Origin of the sequence: Ammonicoccus luteus (assembly GCF_050880385.1) — a bacterium.
In the GTDB taxonomy this organism is placed as follows: domain Bacteria; phylum Actinomycetota; class Actinomycetes; order Propionibacteriales; family Propionibacteriaceae; genus Enemella.
Map to the genome: position 1 here is coordinate 549,089 of NZ_JBNZCI010000001.1, position 16,371 is coordinate 565,459.

The following is a 16,371-nucleotide window of genomic DNA, read 5'->3' on the forward strand; positions in this document are numbered from 1 at the left end:
AAGGCCGGGGCACAATCGAAGCTAACACTTTGTCGATTTACCGCCCGTGGGAGTGCCACAGGGCGAAACGGGACCGCGGGGTGGGTGCTGGCATACCCTGCCTCCCATGCGCCACACCCTCGACCGGCCCAAGAACTGGCCGACAGACACGGCCGGCACGCCCATCGACCGCATCGCCGAGCGGGGGTGGTCGCTGCTCAGGGATTTCGCCACCCCGATCTGTTCTCTGGCCGAGTCCGACCTCGCGCACAACCTGGCCACGGTCGCGGAGTGGTGCCGCGCCGCCGGGGTGGAGCTCGCTCCCCACGGCAAGACCACGATGTCGCCGGAACTGATCCGGCGGCAGCTCGAGCACGGGGCCTGGGCGATCACGGCGGCCACGCCAAGGCAGGCGGAGCGCATGGTCGACTGGGGGGTGCGGCGGATCGTGCTGGCGAACGTCTGCGCGGACCCGCGTCCACTCGCCGAACTGCTGGCGCGGGACGTGGAGGTGCTGACGTTCGTTGATTCTGTCGAGTCCGTACGCCTGACCGCCGCTGCCGTCCCCTCCCGTTCCCGCCTGCCGGTCCTCATCGAGGTGGGCGCCCCCGGCGGCCGCTGCGGTGTGCGCGACGTGCCGACGGGGCTGGCCCTCGCGACCGCGGTCGCCCGCGAACCGAGCCTGGATCTGGTGGGCGTGGCCGCCTTCGAGGGGACGGTGACCGGGCGGGACGCCGACACGGTCGCGGCGGTGCGGACCCACATCGACGTCGTCCGTCGGCTGGCCCGGGGGCTGGCCGACGTCCACGCCTTTGCTCCGGACCGCCCGGTGCTGCTGTCCGCGGGGGGTTCGATGTATCCCGATCTCGTCCTCGACGGGCTGCGCACCGATCTCGGCCGGGAGTCGCAGATCCTGCTCAGATCGGGGTGTTCAGTGATCCACGACCACGGGTTGTATGCCGAGTCCGCCCGTGGTCCCGCTGTCCGGCCCGCGCTGCGGGTGTGGTCCCGGGTCCTGTCGGTGCCCGAACCGGACTGGGCCATCATCGATGCCGGCAAGCGGGATCTGACCGTCGATCCGCCCGCCCGGGTTCTGAGCGTACGCCGCGAGGCGGGGGCCCCCCGCGCACTGGACCTGCTCGTCGACCATCACAACGACCAGCACGGTTATGTCCGCTGCGGCGGCGCGGATCTCCGGGTCGGCGACATCCTCGAGCTGGGGATCTCCCACCCCTGCCTCACCTTCGACCGGTGGACCCACGTCCCGCTGGTCGATGACGAGCTGCGGGTCGTGGGTGCCGTCCGGACGTGCTTCTGACCTGTCAGACCACCAGCGGCCGCTCGGTCGGGGCAATGGGCTTGGGGAGCTTGGTGTCACCGGTGAGGTACCAGTCGACCCCGGCCGCGCAGGAACGCCCCTCCGCGATCGCCCACACGATCAGTGACTGACCCCGTCCGGCGTCCCCGCAGACGAACACGCCGGGCTTCGAGGTCTCGTAGTGCTCGTCACGGGCGATGTTGCCGCGGGCGTCGAGCTCGAGGTTGAACTGCTCGACGAGCCCGGCGGTTTCCGGACCGGTGAAGCCCATGGCGAGCAGGACGAGCTGTGCGGGCAATTCGCGCTCACTGCCTTCGACCGGGGTGAATTTCCCGTCGGCCAGCGCCACTTCGACCAGCTTCAGCCCGGCCACGCCCCCGTCGCCGTCGTCCACGAACTCACTGGTGGAAACGGCATAAAGGCGCTCGCCGCCCTCCTCGTGAGCGGAGCTGACGCGATAGATCATCGGATAGGTCGGCCACGGCTGGTTGTCCGGCCGGAGCTCGGTCGGCCGCGGCAGGATCTCGAGCTGCGTGATCGACCGGGCGCCCTGTCGGATGGACGTGCCGAGGCAGTCCGCGCCGGTGTCCCCGCCGCCGATGATCACCACGTCCTTGCCGGTCGCGAGGATCTGGCCGTCCACCTCCTGGCCGAGCGCGGCCCGATTGGCCTGGGGCAGGAACTCCATGGCCTGGTGGATGCCGGTCAGTTCCCGGCCCGGGATCGGCAGATCCCGGGGCACGGTCGACCCGATGGCGAGAACGACCGCGTCATAGCGGTCGATCAGCTCATCGGCGGTGAGGTCGACGCCGACGTTGACGCCGGTGCGGAAGATCGTGCCCTCGTTGCGCATCTGACGCAGGCGGCGGTCCAGGACGGACTTCTCCATCTTGAACTCGGGGATGCCATAGCGCAGCAAACCACCGGGGGCGTCGTCACGCTCATAGACCGCGACGGTGTGCCCCTCCCGGGTCAACTGCTGCGCCGCCGCCAGACCCGCCGGGCCGGACCCGATGACGGCAACCGTCTTGTTGGTGTGCCACTGCGGGAGCTGGGCCTTGACCGCGCGGTTGTCCCAACCGCGGTCGATGATCGCCACCTCGACGTTCTTGATCGTCACCGGATCGCCGGAGATGCCCACCACGCAGGCGGTCTCGCACGGGGCCGGGCAGAGCCGGCCGGTGAACTCCGGGAAGTTGTTGGTGGCGTGCAGACGGTCCAGCGCGTCGTTCCAGTCGTTTCGATAGACCAGATCGTTCCACTCCGGGATGAGGTTGCCCAGCGGGCAGCCGGAGTGACAGAACGGGATGCCGCAATCCATGCAGCGACTCGCCTGTTCGGAGATGATCGGCAGCAGCGCCTTCCCGGGCCCGCCGGGATAGACCTCCTGCCAGTCGTTGATGCGCTCGTCGACCGGACGGCGCTCGGCGACCTTGCGGCCGTGGTTCAGAAATCCTCGCGGATCAGCCATTGGCTCGGTTCCTTGCTCTCGTCGGTGGTCAGGCGGTGACGGCCGCCATCATGCGGCGGTCGGTCTCGTCGGGGTCGAGGCCCTCGCGTTCGGCGCTTTCCCGCGCGGCGAGGACCTTGGCGTACTCCCGCGGGAGCACCTTCGTGAACGTCCCCGCGATGTCGGTCGCGAGCAGGTCGGCGGCCAGGGTCGACCCGGTCTCCCGCTCATAGCGGGTGAGCAGGTCGGTCACGACGGCCACGTCGGCCGCGTTCAACTCGACCAGGTCGACCATCTCCGGGTTGAGGTTCTGGGGGTGGAGGTCGCGGACGTACGCGACCCCGCCGGACATGCCCGCCGCGAAGTTGCGGCCGGTCCCGCCGAGGATGAGGACGAGACCTCCGGTCATGTACTCACAGCCGTGGTCCCCGACCCCCTCCACCACCGCGGTGGCGCCGGAGTTGCGGACGCAGAACCGCTCCCCGACCTGGCCGCGGAGGAAGATCTCGCCGGAGGTCGCGCCGTAGCCGATGACGTTGCCCGCGATGATCTGCTCGCGCGGGGAGAACTGCACGTCATCGGGCGTCGTGACGACGAGCCGGCCCCCGGACAGGCCCTTTCCGACGTAGTCGTTGGAGTCGCCGATCAGCCGCAGCGTCACCCCGCGGGGGACGAACGCGCCGAAGCTCTGCCCGGCGGAACCGCGGAGGGTGATGTCGATCGTGTCGTCGTCGAAGCCGGCGCCCCGGGTCGCCTTGGTGACCTCGTGGCCCAGGATCGTGCCGACGGTGCGGTGGACGTTGCGTACGCTCACCTCACCGGTCACCCGCTCCCCCCGTTCCAGTGCGGGCGCCGCGAGCGGGATCAACTCCGTCCGGTCCAGCGAGTGCTCCAGACCGTGGTCCTGGCCGATGGTGTTGCGCAGGGGCGAGGTCCGGGCGAAACCCCCGGTCGCCCTGTGGAGGATCGGTCCGAGATCGAGTCCCTTCGCCTTCCAGTACGCCTCGGCGGCGCGCGTCTCGAGCATGTCGACGCGGCCGATCGCCTCGTCGAGCGTGCGGAAACCGAGCGCGGCGAGGTGCTCCCGGACTTCCTCCGCGATGTACTCGAAGAAGTTCACCACGAATTCCGGCCTGCCGGTGAAGCGCTCCCGCAGCACCGGGTTCTGTGTCGCTACCCCGACCGGACAGGTGTCGAGGTGGCAGACACGCATCATCACGCAGCCGGAGACCACCAGCGGCGCGGTGGCGAACCCGAACTCCTCGGCACCCAGCAGCGCGCCGATCATGACGTCCCGGCCGGTCTTGAGCTGACCGTCGACCTGGACGACGATGCGGTCGCGCAGGCCGTTGATGAGCAGGGTCTGCTGGGCCTCCGCGAGCCCGAGCTCCCAGGGCCCGCCGGCGTGCTTGAGCGAAGTCAGCGGAGCCGCGCCCGTGCCGCCGTCGTGGCCGGAGATCAGCACCACATCCGCCTTCGCCTTGGACACGCCGGCCGCGACCGTGCCGACCCCGACCTCGGCGACCAGCTTCACGTGGATGCGGGCGGCCGTGTTGGCGCACTTGAGGTCGTGGATGAGCTGCTTGAGGTCCTCGATCGAATAGATGTCGTGGTGCGGCGGCGGCGAGATGAGCCCGACGCCCGGCGTCGAGTGGCGGGTCTTCGCCACCCACGGATACACCTTGTTGCCGGGCAGCTGTCCGCCCTCCCCGGGCTTCGCACCCTGGGCCATCTTGATCTGGATGTCGTCCGCGTTCGTCAGATAGTCCGAGGTCACCCCGAACCGCCCCGAGGCCACCTGCTTGATCGCCGACCGTCGCTGCAGGTCATAGAGGCGATCGGGGTCCTCGCCGCCCTCGCCGGTGTTGGACTTGCCGCCGAGCATGTTCATCGCCACGGCCAGCGTCTCGTGGGCCTCCTGGCTGATCGAGCCATAGGACATCGCACCCGTCGAGAAGCGCTTGACGATCTCCGAGACCGGTTCGACCTCGTCGATGGGGATCGGCGTCCGCTCGCTGGTGAACTCCAGGAGTCCCCGGAGGGTCATCAACCGCTTGGACTGGTCGTCGACATGAGCGGTGTACTGCTTGAAGATGTCATAGCGACCGGCGCGCGTGGCGTGCTGCAGGCGGAAGACGGTCTCCGGGTCGAACAGGTGCGGCTCGCCCTCGCGGCGCCACTGATATTCGCCGCCGACCTCGAGCTCACGGTGCGGCAGCGGAATGCCGTCGGCGGGATAGGCCTTGAGATGCCGCAGCCGGATCTCCTCCGCGATCTCGTCCAGACCGAGGCCCCCCAGCTTGGCGGGTGTGCCGGTGAAGTACTGATCCACCACCTCGTTCGCCAACCCGAGGCATTCGAAGATCTGCGCACCCGTATAGGAGGCGACCGTCGACACGCCCATCTTCGACATCACCTTGAGGACGCCCTTGCCGAGCGCCTTCTTGACGTGCTGCACGGCCTGCTCGGGGTCGACGCCGACATAGACCTCCTCCCGGGCCATGTCCTCGGCGCTTTCGAACACCAGATAGGGGTTGACCGCGGAGGCGCCGAACCCGAGGAGGGTGGCCACGTGGTGAACCTCGCGGACGTCACCCGCCTCCACAACCAGCGCCGAGCGCGTGCGGGCCTTCTGCCGGACCAGGTGATGGTGGACCGCCGCGGTCAGCAGCAGGGACGGGATCGGCGCCAGTTCTGCGTTGGAGTGGCGGTCGGAGAGGATCACGGTCCGGGCGCCGTCGAGGATCGCCCGGTGCACCTCCTTGCAGATCCGGTCCAGCGCGTGCCGCAGGCCCATGCCACCGTCCTCGACGCGATAGAGGCCGCGGACGGTGACGGGCGCGAAGCCCGGCATGTCACCGCGCCGGTTCAGCGTGACGAGCTTGGCGAACTCGTCGTTGTCGAGCACCGGGAACGGGATGACGATCTGGCGGCAGGACGCCGGGCCGGGGGCCAGCAGGTTCTCCTCCTGGCCGATGGTGCCGGCGAGCGACGTGACCAGTTCCTCGCGGATGGCGTCGAGCGGTGGGTTGGTCACCTGGGCGAACAACTGGGAGAAATAGTCGAACAGCAGCCGCGGCCGCTCGCTGATCGCTGCGATCGGCGAGTCGGTGCCCATGGAGCCGATCGGCTCGGCGCCGCTGTTCGCCATCGGCGCGATGATGAGGCGGAGTTCCTCCTCGGTATAGCCGAAGACCTGCTGGCGGCGCGTCACCGAGCTGTGGCCGTGCACGGTGTGCTCCCGCTCGGGCAGATCGGCCAGATCGATGAGCCCGGCGGCGAGCCATTCGCCATAGGGCTGCTCGGCAGCGAGTGTGTCCTTGATCTCGTCGTTGGGCACGATCCGGTGCTGGGCGAGGTCGGCAAGGAACATCTGACCGGGCTGCATCCGGCCCTTCTCGATCACCGTGGCCTGGTCGATGTCGGGCAGGACGCCGGCCTCGGAAGCCATGACGACGAGCCCGTCGTCGGTGACCCAATAGCGGCCCGGCCGCAGACCGTTGCGGTCCAGGACGGCGCCGATGACGGTGCCGTCGGTGAAGCACACGCTGGCCGGGCCGTCCCAGGGCTCCATGAGGCAGGAGTGGAAGCGATAGAAATCTCGCCGCCCGGCCGCCATGGCGGGGTTGTTCTCCCACGCCTCGGGGATCATCATCAGCACTGCGTGCGGCAGCGATCGCCCACCGAGGTGCAGGAGTTCCAGGACCTCGTCGAACGAGGCGGAGTCGGATTGCTCCGGGTTGCAGATCGGGAACAGTCGTTCGAGGTTGCCGGGGATCAGATCGGATGCGAGCAGTTCTTCCCGCGCGCGCATCCAGTTGCGGTTGCCCTTGACCGTGTTGATCTCGCCGTTGTGAGCGATCATCCGGAACGGATGAGCCAGCTCCCAGGCGGGAAATGTGTTGGTCGAGAACCGGGAGTGCACGAGCGCCAGCGCACTCGCCATGCGCTCGTCATGCAGGTCCGGGAAGACCTCCTCGAGCTGGTCGGTGGTCAGCATGCCCTTGTAGACGAGGGTGCGCGCGGACAGCGACGGGAAATAGACGCCCTGCTCATGTTCGGCGCGTCGCCGCAGGCCATAGGTGAGGCGATCGAGTTCGATGCCCGTCTCGCCGGCGGGGCCGGTGACGACGAGGTGGGCGAAGTGGGGCATGAGCTCCAGCGACACCGGGCTGAGGGTCGATCCGTCGACGGGGATGTCGCGCCAGCCCAGCACCGTGAGGTTCTCGCTGGCGGCGATCTTCTCCAGCGCCTCGACGGCTCGGGTGCGTTCGGTCTCGTCGGCGGGCAGAAAGGCTGTGCCGACCGCGTACGCCCCGGGGGCCGGCAGGTCGAACCCGCACACCGCGCGCAGGAACGCGTCGGGCACCTGCAGGAGGATGCCGGCACCATCGCCGGCCGCGGTGTCCGCGCCGGTGGCGCCGCGATGGTCCAGGTTGCGGAGAGCCTCGAGGCCCTTGCGGACGATGTCGTGGTCAGGAATCCCACTCAGGTGGGCGACGAAAGCCACCCCACAGGCGTCGTGCTCGAACAACGGGTCATAAAGACCTTCCGCACGGCGGCGCAGTTTGCGGACCTGGGACTCCTGGGTCATGGGCTCTCCTTGCGTGTGGTGCCGGCGGCACGGTAGCCGGAGAGTGCTCAACTCGAAGTCGGGACATGGGCCAGCCCCGAGTGAGCGTGGGACTGCGTTGACCCCTCTGCGGCGGGAAACACTGGAGACCGCCCCGGCCGGGGCAGCCCATCCATCGAACGATCAGTGGATCGATCGCTCACGTGGCGGAGCCCCGCCGGGTTCGGCCGGGTCCACGTTCTTGTCCCGAGCCGACCGCGCCCGCTCTGCGAGTGCGGCCCGACGATAGTAATAGACGCCGACGCTCGCCGCAGCAGCGCAAGCCAAAGAAATTGCAAACATTGGCTGCCACATCCCCTGTTCCTCGTCGAGGATCAGGAAAAAGCCCAGCCCGCAGATGAGCCGGAACGCCACCGCAGAGGCCCAGTGGCCGAACCGCATGCGGCTGTGCAGGATGACGAGCAGCACCGACACCGAGATGGTCATCACATAATGCGCTGCGATGAACAGCAGGAGCCCCAGAGCATCACCTGTGCGACCGAAACGGTCCAGCACGCCCTGCCAGGCGGGCCAGGCCCACGTGCCCCAGATGATCCCGATGATCACGCCGGTCATCACGACACCGAAGCGGCGGCGCAGGCTGGGCTGCAGCACGGTGCGGAAACCGAACTCCTGGAGGGTCAGACCGATCAGCAGGCCGAGCGCCACCAGCAGGAAGATCGTCAGCGAATCTCCCGGCAACGCCAACGGGTGCGGCACCAGGGGAAGGTCGATCGGCTTCATGCGCCAGCGGAAAAACGTATAGAACTGCACGCACGTCAGCACGATCGCCAACGCCACCGCCGACGCGAGCACGACGCGACGCACGACCTGAACGTTGAAGCCCAGCCCGGGGCGCCAGAGAGCGCCGAGCTGGAGCCGACGATTCAGGGCCAGCACCGCGAGGCCGCCTGCCAACGGGCCGAAGGAACCGAGATCGAACACCCAATAGGCGATCGCGAATCGGCTGTGCAGCCAGAAGCCGACCGCGGACACCGCTGCACTGACCACGACGAAAACGGCCAGCATCAACCCGATCCGCTGTTTCACTGCACTCCCCCACTGTTCGATGCCCGATCATCTTGACCCATGTCGGCCCGGGTTGTCGCGCACGTGTCCCGCTCGGGCGAGTTCCCGGTGATCACCGTTGGCGTGCCACCAGCAGAGCCAGATCGTCCGCCACGTGGTTGACGGGGACCTCGGAGGTCCAGACCAGCACGCCGTTGTCGTCGCGGTCGAACGCCACGATCTGGTCGCCGTGCAGCAGCATCCCGTCGGGGTCTCGGTGGATCTCCACACCCAGCTCGGCGGCGAGCGCGGGGACCTCGTCGGCGGGTGGCGTCAACCCCACGAAGTCACGGTCGAACCGGTCCAGCCACGACCGCAACTGCGCCTGGTGGGCGGGGGCGGGGTCCGGCGTGATGTCGATCACCAGCACGGTGACGTCATCGTGAACGTCCATCGGCACGCGCTCCAGCGCTCCGGCCAGTCCGGTCAGCACGTCGCCGCACACGTTGGGACACTCGCGATAACCGAAAAAGACCAGGGTGACCGAACTGCTCGGGCTCTTCCGCAGGTTGAAGCGTTGTCCGGAGGTATCGGTCAGCGTGAGGTCGGGCATGACGAACGGACGGTCCTGCCACGCCCCGTGATAGCCGGGTGTGGCCTCCGGCGCCTTGGGCGCGACCGCACCCTGTGACCTCGGCGACATGCAGCCGACCACGAGGACTGCCCCCAGCAGGGCCAGCGCGATCAAGCAGCGGCGCACGGACACTCCCTCCGACCTCCCGCCAGCCTAATGAGCGCGGGCAAGGGGAAGCGGAATCAGCCTCGAACGCCGGCCGCGAGATCGTCGAGCACCTGCTGCAATTCGGTCAGGTCGGCGGGCGTGCCGGCGTCCTCCGCGGCGATCATGGTCCGCACGAGCGCCGATCCCACGATGACGCCATCGGCGAACTGCGCGATCTCGCGGGCCTGCGCCCCGTTCGACACGCCCAGGCCGATGCCGATCGGCACGTCCGGGCGAAGAGCGCGGATCCGGCGCACCAGTTCTGGAGCCAGCTTCGAGGACTCGGTCCGCGCTCCGGTGACGCCCATGACGGCGGTCGCATAGACCCAGCCGCGGCAGGCGTCGACGGTCTTGGCGATCCGCTCCTCGGTGGACGACGGGGCGACCAGGAAGATGCGGTCGAGACCGTGCGCGTCGGAGGCCGCCAGCCATTCGCCGGCTTCATCGGGGGTCAGGTCGGGCGTGATCAGGCCGCATCCACCGGCATTGGCGAAGTCCCGGGCGAACCGGTCGACCCCATAGCGCTCGACCAGGTTCCAATAGGTCATCACGACCGCCCGTCCCCCGGCTCCGCTCACGGCTTCGGCTGCGGCGAGGGCATCCTTCGTGCGCACACCGCGCGCGAGTGCCGCGGTCCCGGTGCGCTGGATCACCGGGCCGTCCATGACCGGGTCGGAATAGGGCAGGCCGATCTCGACGATGTCGCACACGCGGGCCATGGCCCGGAGCGCCTCGAGGGAGGTCGGCACGTCCGGATAACCGACGTGCATGAAGCCGATGAGGGCCGCCCGGCCCTCCGCCTTGGCAGCGGTGAGCGCTGCCCCGGACCTGCCGGTGTCGAAACTCATTCCTCGTCGCCTGTCGTCATGTCGGCGCTGCCGTCCAGGCCGAACCACCTGATCGCCGTCTCCACGTCCTTGTCACCGCGACCGGAGAGGCTGACCAGGATCAGCGGTTCCGCCGCGGGGTCGCTCTCGGCGACCCGCTGGCCGAGGCGCAGCGCCCCGGCCAGCGCGTGGGCCGACTCGATGGCCGGCATGATCCCCTCGGTCTGGGTGAGCAGCTTGAGTGCTTCCATCGCCTCGGCGTCGGTGACCGCCTCATAGCGGGCCCGGCCCGTGTCCGCCAGCCAGGCGTGCTCGGGCCCGACACCCGGATAGTCGAGGCCGGCGGAGATCGAGTGGGAGTCCTTGGTCTGGCCGTCCTCGTCCTGCAGGACAAAGGTGCGCATGCCGTGCAGCACGCCCATGCGGCCCTCCGAGATGGTCGCGGCATGCCGACCGGTGTCGAGACCCTCGCCTCCGGCCTCGAAACCGAAGAGTTGGACATCGGGATCCGGGATGAAGTCGGAGAAGATGCCCATCGCGTTGGAGCCGCCGCCCACACACGCGGCCACGAAATCAGGGAGCCGACCGAAGCGCGCCTGCATCTGATGGCGGGCTTCGGTCGAGATGATCCGCTGGAACTCGCGGACGATCAGCGGGAACGGGTGCGGGCCGCCCACCGAGCCGATGAGATAGTGCGTGTCGTCGACCGAGGCGACCCAGTCGCGCAGCGCCTCGTTCATCGCGTCCTTCAGCGTCTGCGACCCTGAGGTGACCGCCACCACTTCCGCGCCGAGCATCTGCATGCGGGCGACGTTGAGCGCCTGCCGGTCCGTGTCGACCTGGCCCATATAGACCCGGCATTCCATCCCGAAGAGCGCCGCGGCGGTCGCGGTGGCGACGCCGTGCTGGCCGGCGCCGGTCTCCGCGATCAGCCGGGTCTTGCCCATCCGCTTGGTCAGCAGCGCCTGGCCCAGCACGTTGTTGATCTTGTGCGAACCGGTGTGGTTGAGGTCCTCGCGCTTGAGCACGATGCGGGCGTTGCCGGCGTGGGTCGAGAACCGCGGCACCTCCGTGATGGGGCTCGGCCGCCCGACATACTCCGTGTGCAACCGACCGAGCTCCGCAGCGAACGCCTGGTCGTTGCGGGCCTCCTCGAAGGCCTGTTCGAGCTGAGCCAGGGCGGCGTACAGCGCCTCGGGCACGAATTTGCCTCCGAACCGGTCGAAATGACCGGTCGGGTCGGGCAGGACTCGGGATTCCACGGTGTCTCCAGGGGGGTGTTGGGATGGGTGCGGCAGATCAGCGACCTGCAGCAAGCATGGCGCTCACCGCGTCGGCAGGATCCGCACCGGTGACGAGTGCTTCGCCGACGAGGGCCACATCGGCGCCGGCCGCGGCGAACGCGGCCACGTCGGCCGGCGTGCGGACGCCGGACTCGGCCACCTTGATGACCCCGTCGGGAATGTCGGCCGCGAGCCGCGCGAAGTTGGACCGGTCGACCTCGAGGGTTTTCAGGTCGCGGTTGTTCACCCCCAGCACATCGGCGCCCACCGCGAGAGCGCGGGCCACCTCGGCCTGGGTGTGAGCCTCGACCAGGGCGGTGAGGCCGAGCTCCGTGGCGTACGCCAGCAGGTCCGCCAACTGCGTGTCGTCCAGCGCGGCGACGATCAGCAGGATCAAGTCGGCGCCGTTCGCCCGGGCCTCCAGGATCTGATAGTCGGTCACCACGAAGTCCTTGCGGAGGACGGGCACGTCGACCCGCTCACGGACGGCGACTAGGTCGGCGAGCGACCCGTTGAAGCGGCGTTCCTCGGTGAGCACGGAGATGGCGGAGGCGCCGCCGGCAGCGTACGCCGCCGCAAGACCGGCGGGGTCACCGATCGTTGCGAGCTGACCCTTGGAGGGGCTGGACCGCTTCACTTCGGCGATCAGGCGCACGCCGGGGGAACGGAAATCCGCGCGGGGATCACGGGGAGCCGGCAGCGCGGCGACCCGTTCGGCAAGCTGCGCGACCGACACCGCCCGCTGGCGGGCGGCGAGATCCTCCCGAACCCCGACGATGATGTCGTCGAGAACGGTCATCAGTCCTGCCCGAGACCCATCTTGTTCATGATGCCGCCGACGATCGGCGAGAGAGCGAACACGATGCCGCCGACGATGGCGATCGGGATGTTGATGGACGGGAAGTCACCTGGGCCCGAGAGGAAGGCGATCGTGAGGATGATTGCTCCGATGAGGGCCATGATCGAGCCCGTCCACGCCGCAGCGGTGCGGCCGTGATGGATCTCCTTGACAGTGGTGCGGCGACGATTCATCGATCCCTCTTTCAGGCAGGCTCAAGCGGCTTCGCGTCATTCTCCCTGATCGGATCGCTTCCTGCCACTCGGATCGCCTTCCGGGCCCCTGATTTCCGTGGGGTCGAAGCCCGCGTCCATGGCTTTCCAGACGTCCGCGGCGTCGTCCTCGGCCGTGGTGGTGCTGCGGGCGGCGATGCGTGCGTACCTGTCGCGCCGCGCAGGCCAGCGTCCGGCTCGGGCGCTGAGCACGCTCGCCCCACCGACGACCAACACACCGCAGGCGAGATAGAACCAGCGCAGTCCGGTCGGCGCCAGTTCTTCGTTGCCGGGCACGAAACCCGGGCCGGACGTCAGGTCGACAGCACTCACGCCGGCGGTCGCCGCGACCACCACCATCCCGATGCCGAGGGCGACGAGCAGGACGCCGAGGACCGTGCGGGCGCGGCGGCCGGACAGCGCCGCGAGCCCGGTGCCGGCAGCCGCCGCGCCGGCCAGCACCCCGGCCAGGGAGGCGGTCGCATCGTTGCCGGTGGTGCCGGTGGTGACCGCCGGATGGGTCCACCAGTTCTGCGTCGCGAGCAGCAGACCGACGAGACTGGCGAGCGCCAGCAGTCCGAAGGCCGCGCCCCGCTCGCGTGCCGAGTTCCGCACCCGATCAGACATGTGCAGCTGTCTCGGTGAGGCTGGTGAGGCCGTCGGCCGCAACGATCGCGCGCAGCACCGCGGCCGCCTTGTTGCGGCATTCGGTGTCCTCGGTGGCCGGCACGGAGTCGGCGACGATCCCGGCCCCGGCCTGGACGAACGCGGTGCCGTCCTTGATCAGCGTGCTGCGGATGGCGATGGCGGTGTCGGAGTCACCGTTGAAGTCGAACCAGCCGACGACGCCGCCATAGACGCCCCGGCGGGTGCGCTCGAGCCGCTCGATGATCTCCATCGCCCGGACCTTGGGCGCCCCGGAGAGGGTGCCCGCCGGGAAGCAGGCGAGGGTGGCGTCCAATGCGGTCTGCCCCGGCGCGAGGACACCGGTGACGGCGGCTTCGAGGTGCATGACGTGCGAATAGCGGCGTACCTTCATGAACTCCACCACCTCCACGCTGCCCGGCACGCAGACCCGACCCAGGTCGTTGCGCCCCAGGTCGACCAGCATGAGGTGCTCGGCACGTTCCTTCTCGTCGGCCAGCAACTCCGCCTCCAGGGCGGCGTCCTCTGCGGCGTCGGCGCCGCGCGGGCGGGTGCCCGCGATGGGATGGGTCTCGGCCTGACCGCCCCGCACGGTGACCAGTGCTTCCGGGGAGGACCCGACGATGTCGAAGCCGTCGAGGCGGACGAGGAAGAGATACGGGCTCGGGTTGACCAACCGCAGGCGGCGATAGACCTCGAAGGCGTCTGCCGCGTCACGGATCTCGAAACGTTGGGAGACCACGATCTGGAACGCCTCGCCGGCCTCGATGTCCGCGATCGCCGCACGGACGCAGTCCTCGAACTCCGCGCTGGTGCGTTGCCGACGGACCCGGTCGTCGAGATGGGCGGCTGCGGCGGTCCGGACCCGGGCGAGCGGGGCGGCCGGTCGGGCCAGGTCCGCCACCATCTGCTCGACGCGCGCGACGGCGTCGGCGTACGCCTGGTCGACCGGCTCGTCCGTCGCATCGAAGTTGATCGCGTTGGCGAGCAACCACACCTCGCCGGTCTCGTGATCGATCGCCGCCAGGTCGCTCACCAGCAACATGGCGAGCTCGGGCAGGCCGAGATCGTCGATCGTGTCCTCGGGCAGGCGCTCCAGGCGGCGGACGATGTCATAGCCGAGATAGCCCACGAAACCCGAGGTCAGCGGCGGCAGGCCGGGCTGGGGTTCGCCGGAGATGAGCAGATCCAACGACTGCCGCAGGGCGTCCAGCGGGTCGCCGCCCTCACCGCCGGCCGCGGGCAGGCCGACGGGCGCGTTGCCGTCCCAGACCGCCTGACCGTCGCGACTGGTCAGGGTCGCCGCCGCACGCACGCCGATGAAGGACCACCGGGACCGCACGCCGTGCTCGACGGACTCCAACAGGAACGTGCCGGGCCGGGACTCGGCGAGACGGTGATAGAGGCTGACGGGAGTGTCGGCGTCGCTGACCACGCGCGTGGCCACCGTGATGACCCGGCGGTCCTCGGCCAACGTGCGGAACTCGTCGAGGGATGGGACGACGACCGGGTTCACCGCGCGTCCTCCTTCGACGTGGGCTCGGTCCCCGGCTCGCCCGCCGCGGCGAGGAGCAGGTGGGCATCGAAACAGCTGGTGGTGTTGAGGTGACACGCGGGCCCGGTCTGGTCGACCTTCACCAACAGGGTGTCTCCGTCACAGTCGAGTCGGACCTCGCGCACCGCCTGCACGTGGCCGGACTCCTCACCCTTGATCCACAACTTCTGGCGGCTGCGCGACCAATAGGTGCCGCGGCCGGTCGTGAGGGTGAGTTGGAGAGCTTCGTCGTTCATCCACGCCATCATCAGCACCTGCCCGCTCGTCGCGTCCTGCACGATGGCAGGCACCAATCCGGCCGCCGTGCGTTTGAGCAGGGCGGCCACCTCGGGATCGAGCTGGTCGGGGGTGGGCTTCTCGCTGTCGGTCACCGCGCCAGTCTGACAGTTTCTGCCGGGATCGCCATTCCACGGAACTCAGAACGGTCGGGAACCGCAGGATTGTCGGAGCTGTGTCAGGGGGTCGTCCCGTTCACATGTCCAGTTCGGTCGTCGCCAGCCGTGCGAGAGCGGCCTCGTCACCGACGAGACGGACGTGGCTGTGTGCCTGGCGCCCGGAGGCATAGATCATCAATTCCGACGGTTGGCCGATGATCGTGACGATCTCACCGCCGGCCATGACCCGAACGGTGTCCGGCTGCCCCGCCGCGCCGGCCGATCGCTCCCGTTCGAGCACCACGCCGACCTCGGCGCGACGAAAGAGCGCGCGGCCCATGAGCTTCATCCGGCGCCACATCCAGTCCTCGACCTCATCGGGAAGCTCTCGTGGAGCGGCCGGGGCATCCCCCGCGCGGCGCACGTCCTCGTGGTGAACGAAGAACTCCACCGTGTTCGCCTCTTCGTCGACACCGGGAAACGCGAACACCGAAAGGCGCGCCGGTCCCCTGCGCACTCGCTCAACCAGCTCGTGGAACGACCACCGCGCCTTGGTTTCACTCATCCGCCGCTCGGTGAGACCGGCGAGCGGCTTGGCCACGATGCCCGGGGCGCCGAGCGGGTCGGTCTCTCGGATCCAGAGGTGTGCTGCGAGATCGTGAGTGGTCCAATCGCCGCACAGGGTAGGGGCCTCGGGGCCGGCCAACTCCAGCGCGTCGCACAGCGCGGCTCGTTCGGACTTCGCGAATTTCACATCGGCAGACTACACACGGGACACCGGGCGCGAGACTCCTGAGGTGGTCCGTCTCGGCCTGGCCCACCCCTCTCCCGCTGCGGCCGCCCGCCTCAGGGTTCGGGCAACGCCTCATAGAGCTCGTTGCTGAACTCCGCGAGCAAGTCGATCCCGGTGGCGGGATCCATGGCGATCGTGACGAGATAGCCGCCGCGCAGCAGCCCGACACACTGACCCAGCCGGTCGGTCCAGCCACAGCTGAAGCGGTCGAAGCGCCGGATGTCGCGGAGCCCGGACGCGGCTTCGTAGTCGGACTGGGACGTTACGCGTCCCTCGACGAGCACGACGCGCATGGGGTCGGTCCCATCGCCGGACAGATAGTCGACGCTGTCGTGCTGGCCGTGCGGGAGGATCGGGCCGTCCTCGCGGCGGGTCAGCGTGCGGTCCCCCACCTCCCCGGGCAACCACGTCCCCTCCAACGGCTTGGCAAACAGGTCCGCCGGAGGGTGGGTCGCGATCCGGCCGGCCTCGGTGCGGTCGGTCGCCTGGCGAACGCTGATCACGGCCACCGGCACCAACAGCAGGATCAGCGCCACCAGCAGCCAGCGATAGCCGAGCGTGTTGCGCCGCGGCTTCGGGGCCCGATGGTCATCACCCGGCCGCGGTTCGACCGCGGTCGGCTCGCCCCTCGGCAGGTTCCGATCGCTCCGCGCGCTCCCGGCCGACGCCCCCGTCGCCTTGTCCGCCATGGCTGGC

At 69.2% G+C, this 16,371-nt stretch carries 14 protein-coding genes; 1 reads left to right on the forward strand and 13 read right to left on the reverse strand.

Annotated elements, in window-relative coordinates; all coding sequences use genetic code 11:
- Nucleotides 1-106 precede the first annotated feature (106 nt).
- The gene (locus tag ACQ260_RS02585; RefSeq protein ID WP_432557833.1) at nt 107-1,297 is read left to right on the forward strand and encodes an alanine racemase; all 1,191 of its coding nucleotides are present in this window, start codon (nt 107-109) and stop codon (nt 1,295-1,297) included.
- A 4-nt stretch (nt 1,298-1,301) separates the two neighbouring features.
- Here ACQ260_RS02585 and ACQ260_RS02590 read toward each other — a convergent pair whose 3' ends face one another.
- The 13 genes from ACQ260_RS02590 to ACQ260_RS02650 all read right to left on the reverse strand — a co-directional run bounded on the left by ACQ260_RS02590 (nt 1,302) and on the right by ACQ260_RS02650 (nt 16,364).
- Nucleotides 1,302-2,768 (reverse strand): glutamate synthase subunit beta, encoded by a 1,467-nt coding sequence (locus tag ACQ260_RS02590; RefSeq protein WP_432557834.1) that lies wholly within the window; start codon nt 2,766-2,768, stop codon nt 1,302-1,304.
- A 28-nt stretch (nt 2,769-2,796) separates the two neighbouring features.
- Nucleotides 2,797-7,341, reverse strand: coding sequence for a glutamate synthase large subunit (gene gltB / locus ACQ260_RS02595; protein WP_432557835.1), 4,545 nt, complete (start codon nt 7,339-7,341; stop codon nt 2,797-2,799).
- 162 nt (nt 7,342-7,503) lie between these two features.
- Nucleotides 7,504-8,409: a hypothetical protein gene (locus tag ACQ260_RS02600; RefSeq protein ID WP_432557836.1), complete on the reverse strand. Its 906-nt coding sequence runs from the start codon at nt 8,407-8,409 to the stop codon at nt 7,504-7,506.
- A 91-nt stretch (nt 8,410-8,500) separates the two neighbouring features.
- Nucleotides 8,501-9,127: an SCO family protein gene (locus ACQ260_RS02605; RefSeq protein WP_432557837.1), complete on the reverse strand. Its 627-nt coding sequence runs from the start codon at nt 9,125-9,127 to the stop codon at nt 8,501-8,503.
- A 56-nt stretch (nt 9,128-9,183) separates the two neighbouring features.
- Nucleotides 9,184-9,996 (reverse strand): tryptophan synthase subunit alpha, encoded by an 813-nt coding sequence (trpA, locus tag ACQ260_RS02610; RefSeq protein WP_432557838.1) that lies wholly within the window; start codon nt 9,994-9,996, stop codon nt 9,184-9,186.
- Nucleotides 9,993-11,237, reverse strand: a complete 1,245-nt coding sequence (gene trpB, locus ACQ260_RS02615; RefSeq protein WP_432557839.1) for a tryptophan synthase subunit beta — start codon at nt 11,235-11,237, stop codon at nt 9,993-9,995. The genes trpA and trpB overlap by 4 nt, the downstream gene beginning before the upstream one ends.
- Nucleotides 11,238-11,274: 37 nt before the next feature.
- Nucleotides 11,275-12,057 carry an indole-3-glycerol phosphate synthase TrpC gene (gene trpC / locus ACQ260_RS02620; protein WP_432557840.1) on the reverse strand — a complete coding sequence of 261 codons (783 nt, stop codon included), beginning with the start codon at nt 12,055-12,057 and terminating at the stop codon, nt 11,275-11,277.
- A complete protein-coding gene (locus ACQ260_RS02625) occupies nt 12,057-12,290 on the reverse strand; it encodes an HGxxPAAW family protein (RefSeq protein ID WP_432557841.1) in 234 nt (77 codons plus the stop codon). Before ACQ260_RS02625 ends, trpC begins: the two co-directional genes overlap by 1 nt.
- Nucleotides 12,291-12,326: 36 nt before the next feature.
- Entirely contained in the window at nt 12,327-12,935 is a 609-nt protein-coding gene (locus ACQ260_RS02630; protein WP_432557842.1) for a Trp biosynthesis-associated membrane protein, read from the reverse strand.
- Nucleotides 12,928-14,469, reverse strand: coding sequence for an anthranilate synthase component I (locus ACQ260_RS02635; RefSeq protein WP_432557843.1), 1,542 nt, complete (start codon nt 14,467-14,469; stop codon nt 12,928-12,930). The genes ACQ260_RS02630 and ACQ260_RS02635 overlap by 8 nt, the downstream gene beginning before the upstream one ends.
- Nucleotides 14,466-14,879 carry a phosphoribosyl-AMP cyclohydrolase gene (hisI, locus tag ACQ260_RS02640; protein WP_432557844.1) on the reverse strand — a complete coding sequence of 138 codons (414 nt, stop codon included), beginning with the start codon at nt 14,877-14,879 and terminating at the stop codon, nt 14,466-14,468. Before hisI ends, ACQ260_RS02635 begins: the two co-directional genes overlap by 4 nt.
- 100 nt (nt 14,880-14,979) lie before the next feature.
- Nucleotides 14,980-15,636, reverse strand: a complete 657-nt coding sequence (locus ACQ260_RS02645; protein WP_432557845.1) for a TIGR03085 family metal-binding protein — start codon at nt 15,634-15,636, stop codon at nt 14,980-14,982.
- A gap of 92 nt (nt 15,637-15,728) precedes the next feature.
- On the reverse strand, nt 15,729-16,364 hold the full coding sequence (locus ACQ260_RS02650; protein ID WP_432557846.1) for a hypothetical protein: 636 nt from the start codon (nt 16,362-16,364) through the stop codon (nt 15,729-15,731).
- Between the last annotated feature and the right edge of the window lie 7 nt (nt 16,365-16,371).

Coding starts and splice junctions, on each gene's coding strand:
- ACQ260_RS02625 (WP_432557841.1), bottom strand. CDS start 12,290: ATGAATCGTCGCCGCACCACTGTCAAGGAGATCCATCACGGCCGCACC.
- ACQ260_RS02630 (WP_432557842.1), bottom strand. CDS start 12,935: ATGTCTGATCGGGTGCGGAACTCGGCACGCGAGCGGGGCGCGGCCTTC.
- ACQ260_RS02650 (WP_432557846.1), bottom strand. CDS start 16,364: ATGGCGGACAAGGCGACGGGGGCGTCGGCCGGGAGCGCGCGGAGCGAT.
- trpC (WP_432557840.1), bottom strand. CDS start 12,057: ATGACCGTTCTCGACGACATCATCGTCGGGGTTCGGGAGGATCTCGCC.
- ACQ260_RS02590 (WP_432557834.1), bottom strand. CDS start 2,768: ATGGCTGATCCGCGAGGATTTCTGAACCACGGCCGCAAGGTCGCCGAG.
- ACQ260_RS02585 (WP_432557833.1), top strand. CDS start 107: ATGCGCCACACCCTCGACCGGCCCAAGAACTGGCCGACAGACACGGCC.
- gltB (WP_432557835.1), bottom strand. CDS start 7,341: ATGACCCAGGAGTCCCAGGTCCGCAAACTGCGCCGCCGTGCGGAAGGT.
- trpA (WP_432557838.1), bottom strand. CDS start 9,996: ATGAGTTTCGACACCGGCAGGTCCGGGGCAGCGCTCACCGCTGCCAAG.